The sequence below is a fragment of the Coleofasciculus sp. A1-SPW-01 genome (assembly GCF_040217205.1).
Classification (GTDB): domain Bacteria; phylum Cyanobacteriota; class Cyanobacteriia; order Cyanobacteriales; family Coleofasciculaceae; genus Coleofasciculus; species Coleofasciculus chthonoplastes_A.
In genome coordinates this window covers 22275-36573 of the sequence record NZ_JAVJNP010000160.1, presented here as the reverse complement: position 1 = coordinate 36573, position 14299 = coordinate 22275, and the positions used below count along the sequence as shown (strand labels likewise).

Below are 14299 nucleotides of genomic sequence, written 5' to 3'. Positions count from 1 at the left end.
TCCCAATCAGCGTTGCATGGATTCATCTTATACCCAGAAACCGAAGGGAAAAAGACCTGTGTCCTTTATTTTGTCAATACGTCCAAGTTTGTATACTGATCACTTTCCAGAAGTAAACACCAATCTCTGGTTGTTACCGAGGTATCCAAATGGATTATAATTAAAGAGTCTAACTGACTCAAAATTCCTAGTCATGTTCAGTACAACAGTCACCGATACCGGACAAATTACGATTCCTCAAGAAATTCAGGACTACCTTAAACTGAGTAGTGGCAGTAAAATTGATTTTGTTATTGATGAAGACGGTCACGTTAAACTGATTCCTCTTAATGTTTCTGTAGAAAAATTATCAGGATTTTTACACCGACCTGGCATCAGGAAAGTCACCCTCGAAGAAATGGAATGCGCCATCTCTGAAGGGGCAAATGATTGGACTTGATACAAACATTCTGGTTCGCTACCTTACCCAAGATGACGAACAGCAGTGGCAACAAGCCGTCGCCCTGATCAAACAAAACCAGCCCTGCTTTATTGCCAATATTGTCCTTTGCGAGTTGGTTTGGGTTCTCAAAGGAGGCAACTACGGGTTCCCTAAAGATGAAATTATCAATACCTTAGAGGCAATGTTACATAGTTCGGCTTTTGAATTTGAAAACCGTTCTACTGTTTATCAAGCATTAAAGCGGTATAAACAAGGTAGCGCTGACTTTTCGGATTATTTAATCGGAGCGATTGGTCATCAAGGGGGTTGTACTCAAACAGTTAGTTTCGATCGCAAGCTGAAGAATGAAAAAGGGTTTCGTTGTCTGGAATAGTGTTTAAACAGGATCTACATTCGGTAATGTTTATAGGGTAACGCTCCAGGAACGCAGAGGGAAAACGCAGAGGGTCGCAGAGGGGTTATTGTAGCGTTTGGGGTGGGGTGCGATCGCGGTTGTTTATTTTTGGCTTAATTTATCCAATTGTTCGCGGGCAAAATAACACACGTCTGGATCTGGAACATTCGCGATTCTAGCATCTAATCGGCTTCCTCGAAGTGTACGCAATCGTATAAATCCTTTAAGGAGATTTCAAAGTCAACAGAGTTCAAAGATAACACAGAGTCTTCAGATTCCAGGTAAGTCACCAACCATTTACCGTCATCGGTTTTGACATAGTGTTCCACCTCAAAGCCATACTGATCGATGGTGATATATTCTTGAAACGTAGGGAGCGATCGATAATATTTGAATTTATCTCCTTTGTCGTAACTGCGGGTTGAATTCGAGAGGATTTCCACAATAACTGAAGGGTTAGTTAGAGTGTCTTTGCGGTTCTCATAATACAGAATATCTCCAGAAATAATCTGTAAATCTGGGTAGGTGTCGCAATTGTAGTCAGGCAGCCATAGACGAACATCACTGGCAAAAAAACTCAGTGGTTTACCCCGGAAGGCAAACTTTAAAAAAGCCACTAAATTGATAATAATACGATTATGATTTGTCGTGCCGCCAGTCATGGGTACAATTTCTCCGTTGTGGTACTCATGTTTGGTTTCGGATTGTTCCTCTAACGCGAAATAGTCTTCTAGAGTATAGGTCTGTGGCTTCTTTTGTACTAGCATAGTGTCTTCTGCCTATTGCATCTGGTTTCTATGATAACTGAAAGCTTTATCGGGAAAGGGTTTCAGCCGAATTGCTTCCCGTCAGCCTATCGAGTCTCCCCACTTCCTCTCAGCGCTGTTGTGGTCTGGACTAAGTAGGATCACATAGAATATACTTAACAAAACGATAAAAAAATAAATAAACTTTTCTAGTTTGTTACGTGAGAGGCTATAAGTCGCTGTGAGTCAGCAATACATTGAAGTTGATTATCTTGAAGCCGAGCAGATTAAACCCCGACGGCGCTATGATCCCGACGAGATCGCAGCTAAATACCGCTATCGCCCTTGGGTGGTTCTCTGGCGGGCGTTAAGGATTATCTGGAACTTTGTTCAGTTTATTCTAGGTCTCAAGTGGGACGAGTGGCGTAACCAAGTTGAGCGGAATCGGTTTAAACGCGCTACTCAACTGCGACAGATCCTGACTCGCCTTGGTCCGACGTTTATTAAAGTGGGACAAGCTCTATCCACGCGCCCGGACTTAGTTCGCAAAGATTTTTTAGAAGAACTGATTAAGCTACAAGACCAACTCCCACCCTTTGACAATAAAACCGCCTTCGCGATTATCGAGTCAGAGTTAGATCGTTCGGTGAGCGAAGTCTATCGCCAAATTTCCCCTGATCCAATTGCGGCGGCAAGTCTCGGTCAAGTCTATCATGCTTATCTCTATACCGGGGAAGAGGTAGCCGTTAAAGTTCAGCGTCCTAACCTACTCAAATACCTAACTCTGGATCTCTATTTAATGCGGAAGTCAGCCGGGTGGTTATCCCGATGGCTTCCCCTGAATTTGGGTCATGATCTGACGTTAATTGTCGATGAATTTGGCATTAAGTTGTTTGAAGAAATCGATTATGTCAACGAAGGTCGTCATGCGGAACTCTTTGCTAGTAACTTTCGTGATGACCTCAGTGTTAAAGTGCCAACCATTTATTGGAGGTACAGTAACCACCGAGTTTTAACCTTAGAGTGGATTAATGGGTGTAAGTTAACCGATACTAAAAGTCTTTGCACGGCGGGACTTGATGCTGACCAAGTGATTCAAACTGGCGTCATAGCGGGTTTACGTCAACTCTTAGAACACGGCTTTTTCCACGCTGATCCCCATCCCGGTAACTTGTTTGCTATGCCCGATGGTCGCATGGCTTACATTGACTTTGGCATGATGGATCAGTTGGAGGAAGAAACGAAAGAAACGATTGTCAGTGCGGTTATTGATTTAATTAATAAGGATTATTTGGAGTTAGCGAAAAAGTTTGTCATACTCGGCTTTTTAACCCCAGATACAGACATCACGCCAATTATTCCCGCCATAGAACGAGTGCTGGGAGACGCGGTGGGTCAAAGTGTACGGGACTTTAATTTTAAAACGATTACGGATAGTTTTTCCGAGTTAATGTTTGAGTATCCGTTCCGTGTTCCGGCAAAGTTTGCCCTGATTATTCGGTCTTTGGTGACTCAGGAAGGGTTGGCGTTAACCCTAAATCCAGATTTCAAAATTGTTGAGGTGTCTTATCCTTACGTCGCCAAACGTCTACTCAAGGGTGAATCGCCAGGTATGCGACGGCGGTTGATTGAGGTGTTGTTCAAGGATGGTAGGTTCCAATGGCAACGCTTAGAGAATATGATTGCGATCGCGCGATCGGATGATAACTTTGATTTACTCCCCACAGCGCAACTAGGATTGCAATATCTGTTATCTGAAGAAGGGAAGTTTTTGCGGCGTCAGGTATTGTTAGCATTGACGGAAGATGACCGATTGCACACTGAAGAAGTGCAACGCCTGTGGAATTTGGTCAAAGATGACTTGAAACCGGGACGGTTATTTAATGTGGCGTTAAATTCTTTGGGTACTATGTCAACGGAGCAAATTGCGGCAATTTTACCCCTGACAGCGATGATGGGGGACAATGAGTGATTATCATAAAACTGAACTTAAGTCAAGGACTAAATTTTCCCACAGATGGATAATCATGACCAAAGTAGAGTTGACTCAGTTCTGCCAAGGAAACATCGTTTTCCGGTTGGGGATTCCGCCAGAATGGATGAATCGGGAGTCGCGGCACACAACGATGGGTTTCAGGTGACAATAAAATCTGCTCAATTCGGTTTAAATAGCATTGAGCCGTACTCTCCCAGGTATAGTGATTCAGTACCAGTTGCTGAGTGCGACTAGAAAAACTCTGCCACTCAGATTCATTACAGATTAACCGCTCCAATCCTCGCGCCATATCCGCCGGATCATCAGGGTCAATCAAAACCCCATAGTCTTGATTATCTGTCTGTAAGCTTTCTGTAATTCCCCCATTCTGGGTAACAACAACTGGTAATCCGGCGGCGGCGGCTTCTAAAGGGGCTAAACCAAAGGGTTCAAACAGAGAGGGTAGAGCGAATACGGAGCGGCGTTGGGCTAAAAAGCGATAGGTTGCGGCTAGGGCGGGTTGATCCGGGACGCAAAAGGCGCTAATTTTGCCCCATAAGTTATGGTCATTCACCACTTCTCGGATTGGTGCCAATACCTTTTGTTCTGTTTGTTCATCCTTTAGCTTCTCTTTTAGCGGATTATCTAATCCCGCCGTAATTAGCACGATATTGGCTCGTTCTTGCAAGGTGGAACTGTAGGCAAAGGCTTGCACAAGTCCCAAAAGATTCTTTTTGGGGTCTAATCGACTCGATGCCAGAATCACGGGTAAATCCCGCCGCGACTCAGCAATATCTCGCGCTAATTTCTCTTGAACTAACTGATAGGTTGCTTCTTCGTTGGGAGAGCGAACCTCAGCACTAAACATATCTGGGTCTACTCCCGGTGAAATTACCGCAAAGCGAGAATCATTATCGACATCGACAGCACCCCGATACGCCGGATGACTATATTGGTTGAAGCGTTCTTGGCGAGTATTCGTAATATTAATTGCCGAGTGATTCATGCTGAGGCGTTCGACAACTAGGCGGTGTCCAAAGTAGTAATAGTCGTTCATTTGTGCCAAATTTTCTGGCGTCACCTTAAGTTTGTCCATCTTTTGAGCGCCTAGGGAATGGGCGGTAAACGTAAACGGTACGCCTGTTTGTGCTTCAAGTAATAAACCCGCCAGTCCCCCATCCGCGTAGTGGGCGGTCATGATGTCGGGAATTTCCCCTTGGTCTTGATAAAATTTCAGAATATTGGGTACCCAATCTCGAACCAGATGAGTCCAAAGTAACTCTTTGCGTAAAAATTCCTGGGGTCCGGCGGGTAAGCGGACAATCCGGACATTTTCTACACCGGGATACCCATCAAAGGGTTCTGCAAACCCCTCCCACTCTGGATCGATGATTTGACGGGTGAGAATATCAACCCGGTGTCCCTGCGCCGCGATCGCCAGGGCGACTTGCTTGACATACACCAGTTGACCGCCAAAGTCGGGATGTTCTGTAATATACCTATCCTCTGGGTCAAAGTTGCCTTGGGGGTTGAGAAAGCCAATGTACATTGTCTGAATAATGAAAGATGAATGAGGGATGCAACGGATGAGTTGACATCAGACAAATGATGTCTGGATGATAAATGATAGACGCAACGGATGAGTTAACATCAGACAAAATTCCGATCTGAACGATTATCAACGACTATAAGACAACGATTATCCAAGTACATTATAGGGGCTAGATAGTATGCAATCCGGTCAAATCCGACTCAACAAGGTGACAAAAGAATGGGTCATTTACGCACCGAGTCGGCGTAAGCGTCCCCAGGATTTTCAGCAAAAAAGTCACAACAAACAAACTTCAGGGATTCTATCGCGAGATTGTCCCTTTTGTCCCGGCAATGAACATAAAGCTGAGAGAATTTTCCTAGAGATGCCCAGCCGACACCACAAAGGCTGGCAAACGCGGGTTGTACTGAATAAGTTTCCCGCCTTAACTCCCGATGAAGACAGAGAACGATCGAAGGAGGGGATTTATTTAATGATGCCCGGTTATGGTCAGCATGAAGTGATTATTGAAAGTCCTGATCATCATCAAGATCTTGCCACAATGCCAATCGAGGACGTAGAAACGGTGATTGAGACCTATCACAAGCGCTACGTCACACTGATGCAAGCCCACAAGAATATGATGGCAATCATTTTTCGCAATCATGGGATGAAAGCGGGTGCATCGTTAAGTCATCCCCATTCTCAAATGATTGTCACGGGCATGGTTCCGCAAAATATTCGAGTGCGAGAACAAGAAGCCCAGCGATATTACGATCAATGGCAACGATGTGTGTATTGCGATATTTTAGAGTTTGAACAGCATCACCGCAGACGGGTGATTGCTGAAAATGAATCCTTCTTAGCGTTTATTCCTTTTGCGGCTGATGTGCCCTTTGAAACTTGGATTATGCCAAAGGAACATGAGGCAGATTTTGGCAGTATCTCCGCTATTGAAAAGTCACATTTTGCGTTAATTCTCAAAAATGTTCTGACTCGGTTGTATGACAAGCTAAGTGATCCCGATTATAATTACGTGATTAATACGGCTGCCCGTTATAAAGCTGAAGAACCCCAAATTCATTGGTATTGCCAAATTAGTCCTCGGCTAACTACCCCAGCCGGATTTGAACTGGGTTCTGGGATTAGTATCAATCCTTCTTTACCTGAAATTGATGCCGATTTTTTGAATTCTTAATTGGTTCTACAAATTCTCGGACTCTTTCTCGCGCAGTTCTCGCACGGCTTCCCGACTTAATCCTGTTGTTGCCGCGATCGCTTCGTCATCCAATAGGGTGAGTAGCTTTTTAGCAATAGCGCGTTGTTCTTCTTTTTTGCCTTCTTGACGACCTTCTTGACGACCTTCTTGACGACCTTCTTGACGACCCAGAGCAACCGCTCCTTGCTGATCATAAATAAACATTTCTCGACGCTCCAAATCTTCTAGTTCTTCGCGGGTTAGGTTGGCTTGATTGGCAATTTCAAAGGCGCGGTGGAGTTCGGGAATATTGTCCATATTTGTGGGAACTTCATCGAGCGATCGCGCGGATTTGATAAAGTAAATCCATTTATCAGTAATCGTTTCTAGTTCTTCAATTTCTTTGGTAAATTTGGGTAATTCAACAAAAATCAGTTCAATATCGTTTTCGGTATAAACATAGCCATCGGATACTTCTCGATAAACGAAGCGGGATGTAAACGGATGGCGACCCGGAAACATCTCAAAATCAGTCAAGGTTAGAGCAATGACTGGTTTAAGCATTCGGTAGCCTTCTCCTTTTTGCAGTTGAAAGGCATAGGTCTTGGCGGCGTTGAACAAAACTCTCTTCCCAAAGGATTGCACATTCAGGACTTGCATTTCAATGATCACCAGTGTGCCGTTTTTTAGTTGAGCTTTGACATCAAGGTAAGTATCTTTTAACCCCTCAACTTTCGGGGGCAAGTTGGGATTGATAATTTCTAAATCTTCAATAGTAGAGTTGCCGTTATAAATCAAGGCATTGAGAAAACTAATCAAAATGTCTTTGCTGTCAGCGGAACCAAAAATTTTCTTGAAGGCGTAATCAGTTTTGGGATTAATAAATCTCATCGTTTTGCTCAAAACATGAGGATTGAACCATTATACACTAAAACCTAAACTTATCTAATTCTTCATATTTGCTTGTTCAAAGCTGGCGTTCGCTTCCTCTTCTCGTCCTAAATGCCGTAACGCTAAACCCCGATTATTCCAGGCTTCCGGGTAATCTGGGTTTAATTCTAATGCCTGATCAAAGGATAGAATCGCTTCCTCTTCTCGTCCTAAATTCCGTAAGGCTACCCCGCGATTGTTCCAGGCTTGGGCATAATCGGAGTTTAATTCAATCGCTTGTTCAAAACAAACCATTGCTTCTTCATATCGCCCTAAATTATCCAAGGCTAATCCGCGATTATTCCAGGTTTCTGGGTCATCGGGTTGATGATCTAAGGCGTTGCTGAAACTGATTAAGGCGTCCTGATAACGTCCTAACTGGATTAGGGTAACTCCGTGATGATTCCAGGTTTTGGCATCATCGGATTGTAGGACTAAAGCTTGATCATAACTGTCTAAGGCGTCTTGGTAACGTCCTAGCTTCTCTAAAGCAATCCCTCGATTTGCCCAGGCTTCGGCAACATTAGGTTGAATGGCTAGGGCTTGATCATAACTGGCGATCGCAGCGTCCCAGCGCCCTTCTTGTAATAATAAATTGCCTCGGTTGACCCAAGCAGGATACAGTTTCGGTTGAAGTTCTAGGGCGTTATCAAAGGTGGTAATGGCGGCGTCTGGGCGGTCTAAATGCATGAGAAGTAACCCTTTATTATACCACGCTTGGAAATAGTCTGGCTTGAGGGTAATTGCCCGATCAAAACTGCTAATTGCGTCCTCTAAGCGTTCCAACTGACACAGAACCGTTCCCCGATGTTTCCAAGCCTCCGGGTGTTCCGGGTACAATTCAACCACTCGATCCAAACAAGCGATCGCCTCGTGGGGGCGTTGTAATTGCATCAAGGCGATACCTTGAATAGACCAAGCCTCTACATAGTCGGGTTGAAGTGTCGTCGCCTGTTGACAACTAGCGATCGCGTCGGCTAAATGCCCTAATTGAAATAATAAATGACCCCGATACAACCAGGCTTGGGCATAATCAGGTTTCAAGGCTGTCGCTTTATCCAAACAAGCGATCGCGGCGTTGGGTTGTTCTCCCTGCATTAGCGCTAATCCCTGCATGTACCACGCCTCGGCATAGTCGGGATTAAAATAGGTAGCATTCTGGCAACTCGAAACCGCTTCTCGATACCGTCCCAAACTATATAACGCACTACCCCGATTGCCCCAAGTGGCGTAATCATCGGGTTTAAGCTGCAACGCTTGGTCATAAGACGCGATCGCATCCTCTAAACGTCCTAAACTAAACAAGGCATTACCGCGATGAAACCAAGCTTCTGGGTAATTGGGTTGTAGTTTAGTTGCCTTTTCGCAGCTTGTCACGGCTTCGGTATAGCGAGTTAAATGAAACAAAACCAATCCCCGATTATTCCATGCTTCTGGGGCATCAGGTTGTAAGGTAATGGCTTTTTCATAACTCGCTAAAGCATCGTCTAACCGTTCCAACCGATAACATGTATTCCCTTGCTGAAACCACACCTCGTAATCATTGGGCTGTAGTGAAACCGCTTGTTGCCAACTGTCTAATGCTTCAGTATAACGGTTTAAATTAAACAGAATCCAGCCTTTATGTTTCCAAGCCTCCAGATAGTCATGATTTAAGCTTGTGGCTTGATCAAAGCTAGTTAATGCTTCCTCTTTGCGTCCCCCATTCATCAACACCAACCCTTGCATATACCAAGCTTGCACATAATCCGGTTGGCAGTGAGTCGCCTGTTGACAACTGGCTAACGCTTCTTCATACTGTCCTAAATTATACAGCGTACTTGCCCGATTTCCCCAAGCCACTGCCAAATCGGGATTAAATTGTGTCGCTTGGTCATAACTCGCTAAAGCGTCTTCTAGGCGTCCTAATTTAAATAGAATATTTCCCTGATTAAACCAGGCTTCTGAGTAATCCGGTTTCAAGGTAATCGCTTTCTCATAGTTCGTCAACGCCGCGTCGAACCATCCTAGATGAAAACAAGTATTCCCCCAATGGAACCAAATTTCTGGCATATTGGGGTGGAATTGGGCAGCCTTTTCAAAACTCGCGATCGCTTCCCCGTAGCGCCCAATCTGAAAGTATTCAATTCCCTGTTGCAACCACTGATTGGCTAAATAGTCATTTGTCATTTGTCTTATGTCATTTGTTACCTGATTGGTTGCCCCATTCTCATATTTTCTTATATCTTAAAACTCGGTCAGGGCGGGTTTTGCACAAACATTACCATCCATAGCCACGCATAAAGTCCCTAAACCCGCCCCTACAAACCAGGTTCCCTTAAAGATCGTGAAGGGTCAACACTCAACATTTTTCCTAACGGCGATCGCGAAACAGAAGAATAAAGGCAATCACTACAGCGATGACGCCTGTGCTAATACTTCCCCAAAATACAGGCGTGAACAAGAATGGCGTCTCTTTCGCTGGGGGTAGTTGTTCGACCAAAACTGTCGCGGCGATACTGCTGACAATCAATCCGATACCAATTAAAGCGACGGTTGTATTCAGCGTGCGATTGCTTTTGGTTTGTTCAATACCACTCACACTACCAATCGTCCGAATTAAATTTTCCATCAATGGTAATCCGGGACGAAATGTCGCACTATCTGTTGCAACTTGTTGCAGATATTTTTCATTCGCTACTTCACTAAAGTGGTTCAAAAACTTTAAATAGCTGCTTGTTTCGCGTTCCAGCTTTTGAATTCGCTTTTGATAATTTTCCAAATTTCCCTGAATCGTGGTCATATAATAGTCTAAATCATTTAAATTCATGGCATAATCTGATAAAATTGGCAAAGTTTGGATTAAGGTTGATTGCAGTTCTTTTAAATTTAAGCCTTGAGCAGGAATCGGATTGGGTAAAGTACGGACACTGGCAACTAAACGTCGAATTTCATAAGATTGAAGTTTTAAGTCTTGAGTACGACAACGACTTTGCCAGTATGCCCAAACAATTTTATGGCGATAGCTAAATAAGCGGATTAAATCCAAGTGAATGTCATACAGATTTTGCCGAATTTCCGTAACTTTTTTACCAGCAGGAAACATGCAAATGATCAAATGATAGTTTTCTTGACTAAACGACTCCCAGTCTTGCTGCCAATTATCGGGCGAATGCCAATATTCAAATACCCTTGACCCCAACAATCGTCCTGGTTCTCTAAATTCAGGAGTCCATTTCGGATTGGGCGTGAGCTGTTTATAACAGTCTTTAGCCAGTTGTTTGGGATCTTGATTACTATCAGCAATCTGTACAGACACTAGCCACGTTTGACCAATTGTGCCTTGCTGGGTGGGGAGCAGTTCCCAGGTATCCACCTGATGATTAATGTGAGAGGCAATAATTTTTTTTAGCTTACTTAAAGTTTCAATCCGTTGGGTCGCATCATTCGGTTGTTTTGTTTCTGGGTCTTTATAGTCACCTGAACAATTGACTTGCAGGGCGTAAGCATCTCCGAGTTGTAGCGCTCGATAGTATCCATCTAAGGGAGATTCAAATCCCTTAACCAAGAGTTGGACATAATCCGCTGCGGGATTTTCTAGGGCGGCTAATTGGTTGAGTTTATCATCGTCTAAGTTGGGATCGATTTTTTGCCAAAATTGTTGACGGTAGTGATGGATTTCCGGTAAAGAGTGACCGAAACTCTCGCGCAGGTCATATAAGAATAGATCGACGGTAGGGTAGATTAGCTGAGTCGGTTTGTTCATCATTGATGACCGTGGGAACGGGGGTGAGGGAGATGGGGGAGCGGGGGGAGCTGGGGGAGCTGGGGAAGCAGATGAAGTCGGCGACAGTTTTTACCAAATGTAACGGATTGCAAAGTATAATGAAATCCAGAGTACACCGACAAGCACCTAACTAAAGAGTATTACTATCAGATGCGAGTTGCGATCGCTGGAGCGGGTTTAGCTGGACTTTCCTGTGCCAAATATCTCACGGATGCAGGTCACACCCCCATTGTTTTAGAACGTCGGGACGTTCTCGGCGGAAAAGTTGCCGCTTGGCAAGACGAAGACGGAGACTGGTATGAAACCGGGTTACATATCTTCTTTGGTGCCTATCCCAATATGCTACAGCTCTTTAAGGAGCTAGAGATTGAGGATCGGCTACAGTGGAAAGACCACACCATGATTTTCAATCAGCCAGAGAAACCCGGCACCTACTCTCGGTTTGATTTCCCGGATTTACCGGCACCGATTAACGGAATTATTGCGATTCTGCGAAATAACGATATGCTGACCTGGTCGGAGAAGATCCGGTTTGGCTTGGGTTTGATTCCCGCCATTATTAATGGTCAGAAGTATGTTGAACAGATGGATCAATATTCCTTCTCCGAGTGGTTACAGCGTCAAACTATACCGCCACGGGTAGAAAAGCAAGTCTTTATCGCCATGGCGAAAGCGCTGAATTTTATCAACCCTGATGAAATTTCGGCAACGGTGGTGTTGACGGCGCTGAATCGCTTTCTCCAGGAAAAGAATGGGTCGAAAATGGCATTCTTGGATGGTTCCCCAACGGAGCGCCTCTGTCAACCCTTGGTAGACTATATTACCGCCAGGGGTGGGGAGGTACGATTAAATGTTCCGGTGAAGGAATTTTTACTCAATCCGGATCAGACGGTACAGGGATTTTTGATTCGGGGTGAACATGGGGACGAAGTGCTGACGGCGGATGCTTATGTCTCGGCAATGCCTGTCGATCCCTTAAAGTTAATCATGCCTCAACCTTGGCGAGAGATGGAGTTCTTCAATAAGCTAGAAGGGTTAGAAGGGGTTCCGGTGATTAACCTGCATTTGTGGTTTGACCGGAAATTAACAGATATTGACCATCTACTCTTTTCGCGATCGCCCCTTTTGTCAGTGTATGCTGACATGAGCAATACCTGTCGGGAATACGCTAACCCTGACCGTTCGATGTTGGAGTTAGTTCTCGCCCCAGCTAAAGATTGGATTGGTAAATCCGATCAGGATATTGTGGCGGCGACGCTGGAAGAACTCAAGAAACTCTTCCCTAAACATTTTGATAGTGATAGCCCTGCCCAGTTGCTCAAGTATCACATCGTCAAAACTCCACGTTCCGTTTACAAAGCCATTCCGGGACGACAAGCCCATCGTCCCTCCCAAGAAACACCCATCCCCAATTTTTACTTGACTGGCGATTACACCATGCAACGTTACCTTGCCAGTATGGAGGGTGCCGTACTTTCTGGTAAGCTGACATCGCAGGTGATTGTCAGGCGTCATGAATCAGGAGGCTCAAGTCAACGGCTGTTTAAACAGGTGGACAGTAAAGAGGTTGTCGGTGCGGGTTAAGAGAAAAACTCATTATCCTCACCCCACTATCCGTCTTTACCGTAACTATCCCAGCTAAAGCCCTGGAACTAAAATCGGCGAGAAGCTGTTTTTTGTCTGTGGGCTGGAAGCTGGCGTTCCGTTGAACTGGGTTCCAAGACTGACCCGCTAAATTTTAGCGTACTTGAGCTTGGGTTCTGGGAAACGTGTTTCTCGACTATAGGAGTCAGTACCATTCTTTTGACTTCTTTTGACGGTTAACTGCTATGACTTAATCCAGGATCTACTCCGCAAGCCCCTAACCGAATTACCTGCAACGAATGCTTCAATTGCCTAAATCTCCGCCCATGAGAAAGCTGGTTCCTGAATCTGAGGCTTATGAAATCTGTCGTCAGATTACAGCAAAATACGCCAAGACGTTTTATCTGGCTACCTTACTGATGCCAGAACAAAAGCGGCGTGCGATATGGGCAATCTACTTCTGGTGTCGGCGAACCGATGAACTGGTGGATGGTCCCCAAGCCCGTTTAACCACGCCGGAAACCTTGGATCGCTGGGAACAGCAGTTAGAATCTGTTTTCGCGGGACAGCCAATCGAGGACGCGGATGTAGCGTTAGTGGATACGTTGCAACGGTTCCCGATGGATATTCAACCGTTTCGGGATATGATTGCCGGTCAACGGATGGACTTATATCGCAGCCGTTATGAAACCTTTGAAGAACTGAAGCTGTACTGCTATCGTGTGGCGGGTACGGTGGGATTAATGACCAGTCCGGTGCTAGGATTTGACTTGGATTGGAGTCAAACGCCCTGGAATAGTCAGTTTGGGACGAATCCGGTAGAGGAAGCGATCGCGTTAGGGATTGCTAAACAGTTGACCAATATCCTCCGCGATGTTGGCGAAGATGCTCAACGGGGTCGAATTTACTTGCCATTAGATGAATTAGCGCTATTTAATTATACAGAAGAGGATTTATTTAAGGGAGTTGTGGACGAGCGCTGGCAGGAACTCATGCGCTTCCAAATTCAACGGGCGCGTAAGTTTTATACTTACGCAGAAAAGGGTATTGGGGCGCTGAGTCGGGATGCGCGTTGGCCCGTCTGGGCGGCTACGATGCTGTATCAGGGCATTTTAGATGTCATTGAGCATAATAATTATGATGTATTTACGCAACGGGCTTATGTGTCTAAGGGGCGGAAGTTGCTTTATTTACCAGTAGCGTGGTTGCGGGCACAGGCGCTTTAATTGTCATTTGTCGTTTGTTATGAAACATTACTGGTAGGGGCGCACCGACGTGCATTGGTGTCAACTTAAGCTCAACCCCTTACCCCCAGCCCCTCTCCCACGCCGGGGAGAGGGGAGCAAGAGCATCCGATCCCCCTTCTCCCCACGGTGGGAGAAGGGGTTAGGGGATGAGGGGGAAATTTTGAGCAGTAAATAGACATAGCTGAAAACCTTACCAGCATTGGTTTTCGACCTTAAGTTGACACGGATGACCGACGTGCGCCCGATCTCACCGTAAAATCTCGTCCACTATTTTAGGTCGTCAGCCACCAACAACAATTTTATTATCCTCAACGATTACTCTTTTGATTGGGAAACTTGCATTTAATAGAGACTTCAAAATCAGCGTTACTTGACCCCTCAGCCAGCATCGGCAAACCTGTCTTTCCAGCAATTTTTAGACCAAATTTAATATTCATCTCTTCAATGTACGCTTACCTTTGGACAAAGTATAGCTCATTCAGATAA

12 protein-coding genes are annotated in these 14299 nt (G+C 45.0%); 6 read left to right on the top strand and 6 right to left on the bottom strand.

Annotation, left to right across the window (positions count from 1 at the left end; translation table 11 throughout):
• Positions 1-193 precede the first annotated feature (193 nt).
• Together RH949_RS24190 and RH949_RS24185 are read left to right on the top strand one after the other, a co-directional pair.
• A complete protein-coding gene (locus tag RH949_RS24190; protein WP_006102575.1) occupies positions 194-439 on the top strand; it encodes an AbrB/MazE/SpoVT family DNA-binding domain-containing protein in 246 nt (81 codons plus the stop codon).
• A complete protein-coding gene (locus RH949_RS24185; protein ID WP_006102659.1) occupies positions 426-815 on the top strand; it encodes a PIN domain-containing protein in 390 nt (129 codons plus the stop codon). The genes RH949_RS24190 and RH949_RS24185 overlap by 14 nt, the downstream gene beginning before the upstream one ends.
• Before the next feature lie 203 nt (positions 816-1018).
• Here RH949_RS24185 and RH949_RS24180 read toward each other — a convergent pair whose 3' ends face one another.
• Entirely contained in the window at positions 1019-1603 is a 585-nt protein-coding gene (locus RH949_RS24180) for a Uma2 family endonuclease (protein WP_446356717.1), read from the bottom strand.
• Positions 1604-1823: 220 nt separating this feature from the next.
• Here RH949_RS24180 and RH949_RS24175 point away from each other — a divergent pair, with 220 nt between their 5' ends.
• Positions 1824-3554: an ABC1 kinase family protein gene (locus RH949_RS24175; protein ID WP_446356715.1), complete on the top strand. Its 1731-nt coding sequence runs from the start codon at positions 1824-1826 to the stop codon at positions 3552-3554.
• Between the two features lie 22 nt (positions 3555-3576).
• Here the strand turns inward: RH949_RS24175 and RH949_RS24170 are convergent, their stop codons facing one another.
• Positions 3577-5106: a glycosyltransferase gene (locus RH949_RS24170; protein ID WP_446356713.1), complete on the bottom strand. Its 1530-nt coding sequence runs from the start codon at positions 5104-5106 to the stop codon at positions 3577-3579.
• A gap of 181 nt (positions 5107-5287) precedes the next feature.
• Between RH949_RS24170 and galT the strand changes: the two genes are divergently transcribed.
• On the top strand, positions 5288-6286 hold the full coding sequence (gene galT / locus RH949_RS24165; protein ID WP_006102606.1) for a galactose-1-phosphate uridylyltransferase: 999 nt from the start codon (positions 5288-5290) through the stop codon (positions 6284-6286).
• A gap of 6 nt (positions 6287-6292) precedes the next feature.
• Here the strand turns inward: galT and RH949_RS24160 are convergent, their stop codons facing one another.
• The 3 genes from RH949_RS24160 to RH949_RS24150 all read right to left on the bottom strand — a co-directional run bounded on the left by RH949_RS24160 (position 6293) and on the right by RH949_RS24150 (position 10964).
• Entirely contained in the window at positions 6293-7177 is an 885-nt protein-coding gene (locus tag RH949_RS24160; RefSeq protein WP_446356710.1) for an Rpn family recombination-promoting nuclease/putative transposase, read from the bottom strand.
• 54 nt (positions 7178-7231) lie between these two features.
• Positions 7232-9385 (bottom strand): tetratricopeptide repeat protein, encoded by a 2154-nt coding sequence (locus RH949_RS24155; RefSeq protein ID WP_006102775.1) that lies wholly within the window; start codon positions 9383-9385, stop codon positions 7232-7234.
• 184 nt (positions 9386-9569) lie between these two features.
• Positions 9570-10964 carry a DUF308 domain-containing protein gene (locus RH949_RS24150; RefSeq protein ID WP_446356708.1) on the bottom strand — a complete coding sequence of 465 codons (1395 nt, stop codon included), beginning with the start codon at positions 10962-10964 and terminating at the stop codon, positions 9570-9572.
• Positions 10965-11132: 168 nt separating this feature from the next.
• Here RH949_RS24150 and pds point away from each other — a divergent pair, with 168 nt between their 5' ends.
• Positions 11133-12566 carry a 15-cis-phytoene desaturase gene (pds, locus tag RH949_RS24145; RefSeq protein ID WP_006102673.1) on the top strand — a complete coding sequence of 478 codons (1434 nt, stop codon included), beginning with the start codon at positions 11133-11135 and terminating at the stop codon, positions 12564-12566.
• Between the two features lie 299 nt (positions 12567-12865).
• Positions 12866-13792, top strand: a complete 927-nt coding sequence (gene crtB / locus RH949_RS24140) for a 15-cis-phytoene synthase CrtB (protein ID WP_044208590.1) — start codon at positions 12866-12868, stop codon at positions 13790-13792.
• Positions 13793-14121: 329 nt separating this feature from the next.
• Here the strand turns inward: crtB and RH949_RS24135 are convergent, their stop codons facing one another.
• Complete coding sequence (locus RH949_RS24135; RefSeq protein ID WP_006102741.1) at positions 14122-14250, bottom strand: CU044_2847 family protein; 129 nt, start codon at positions 14248-14250, stop codon at positions 14122-14124.
• Positions 14251-14299: the final 49 nt, after the last annotated feature.

Bases quoted from the DNA above. Each gene is read 5' to 3' on its own strand.
- RH949_RS24190 (WP_006102575.1), top strand. From the start codon at position 194: ATGTTCAGTACAACAGTCACCGATACCGGACAAATTACGATTCCTCAA.
- RH949_RS24185 (WP_006102659.1), top strand. From the start codon at position 426: ATGATTGGACTTGATACAAACATTCTGGTTCGCTACCTTACCCAAGAT.
- RH949_RS24180 (WP_446356717.1), bottom strand. From the start codon at position 1,603: ATGCTAGTACAAAAGAAGCCACAGACCTATACTCTAGAAGACTATTTC.
- RH949_RS24170 (WP_446356713.1), bottom strand. From the start codon at position 5,106: ATGTACATTGGCTTTCTCAACCCCCAAGGCAACTTTGACCCAGAGGAT.
- galT (WP_006102606.1), top strand. From the start codon at position 5,288: ATGCAATCCGGTCAAATCCGACTCAACAAGGTGACAAAAGAATGGGTC.
- RH949_RS24160 (WP_446356710.1), bottom strand. From the start codon at position 7,177: ATGAGATTTATTAATCCCAAAACTGATTACGCCTTCAAGAAAATTTTT.
- RH949_RS24155 (WP_006102775.1), bottom strand. From the start codon at position 9,385: ATGACAAATGACTATTTAGCCAATCAGTGGTTGCAACAGGGAATTGAA.
- RH949_RS24150 (WP_446356708.1), bottom strand. From the start codon at position 10,964: ATGATGAACAAACCGACTCAGCTAATCTACCCTACCGTCGATCTATTC.
- pds (WP_006102673.1), top strand. From the start codon at position 11,133: ATGCGAGTTGCGATCGCTGGAGCGGGTTTAGCTGGACTTTCCTGTGCC.
- crtB (WP_044208590.1), top strand. From the start codon at position 12,866: ATGCTTCAATTGCCTAAATCTCCGCCCATGAGAAAGCTGGTTCCTGAA.
- RH949_RS24135 (WP_006102741.1), bottom strand. From the start codon at position 14,250: ATGAATATTAAATTTGGTCTAAAAATTGCTGGAAAGACAGGTTTGCCG.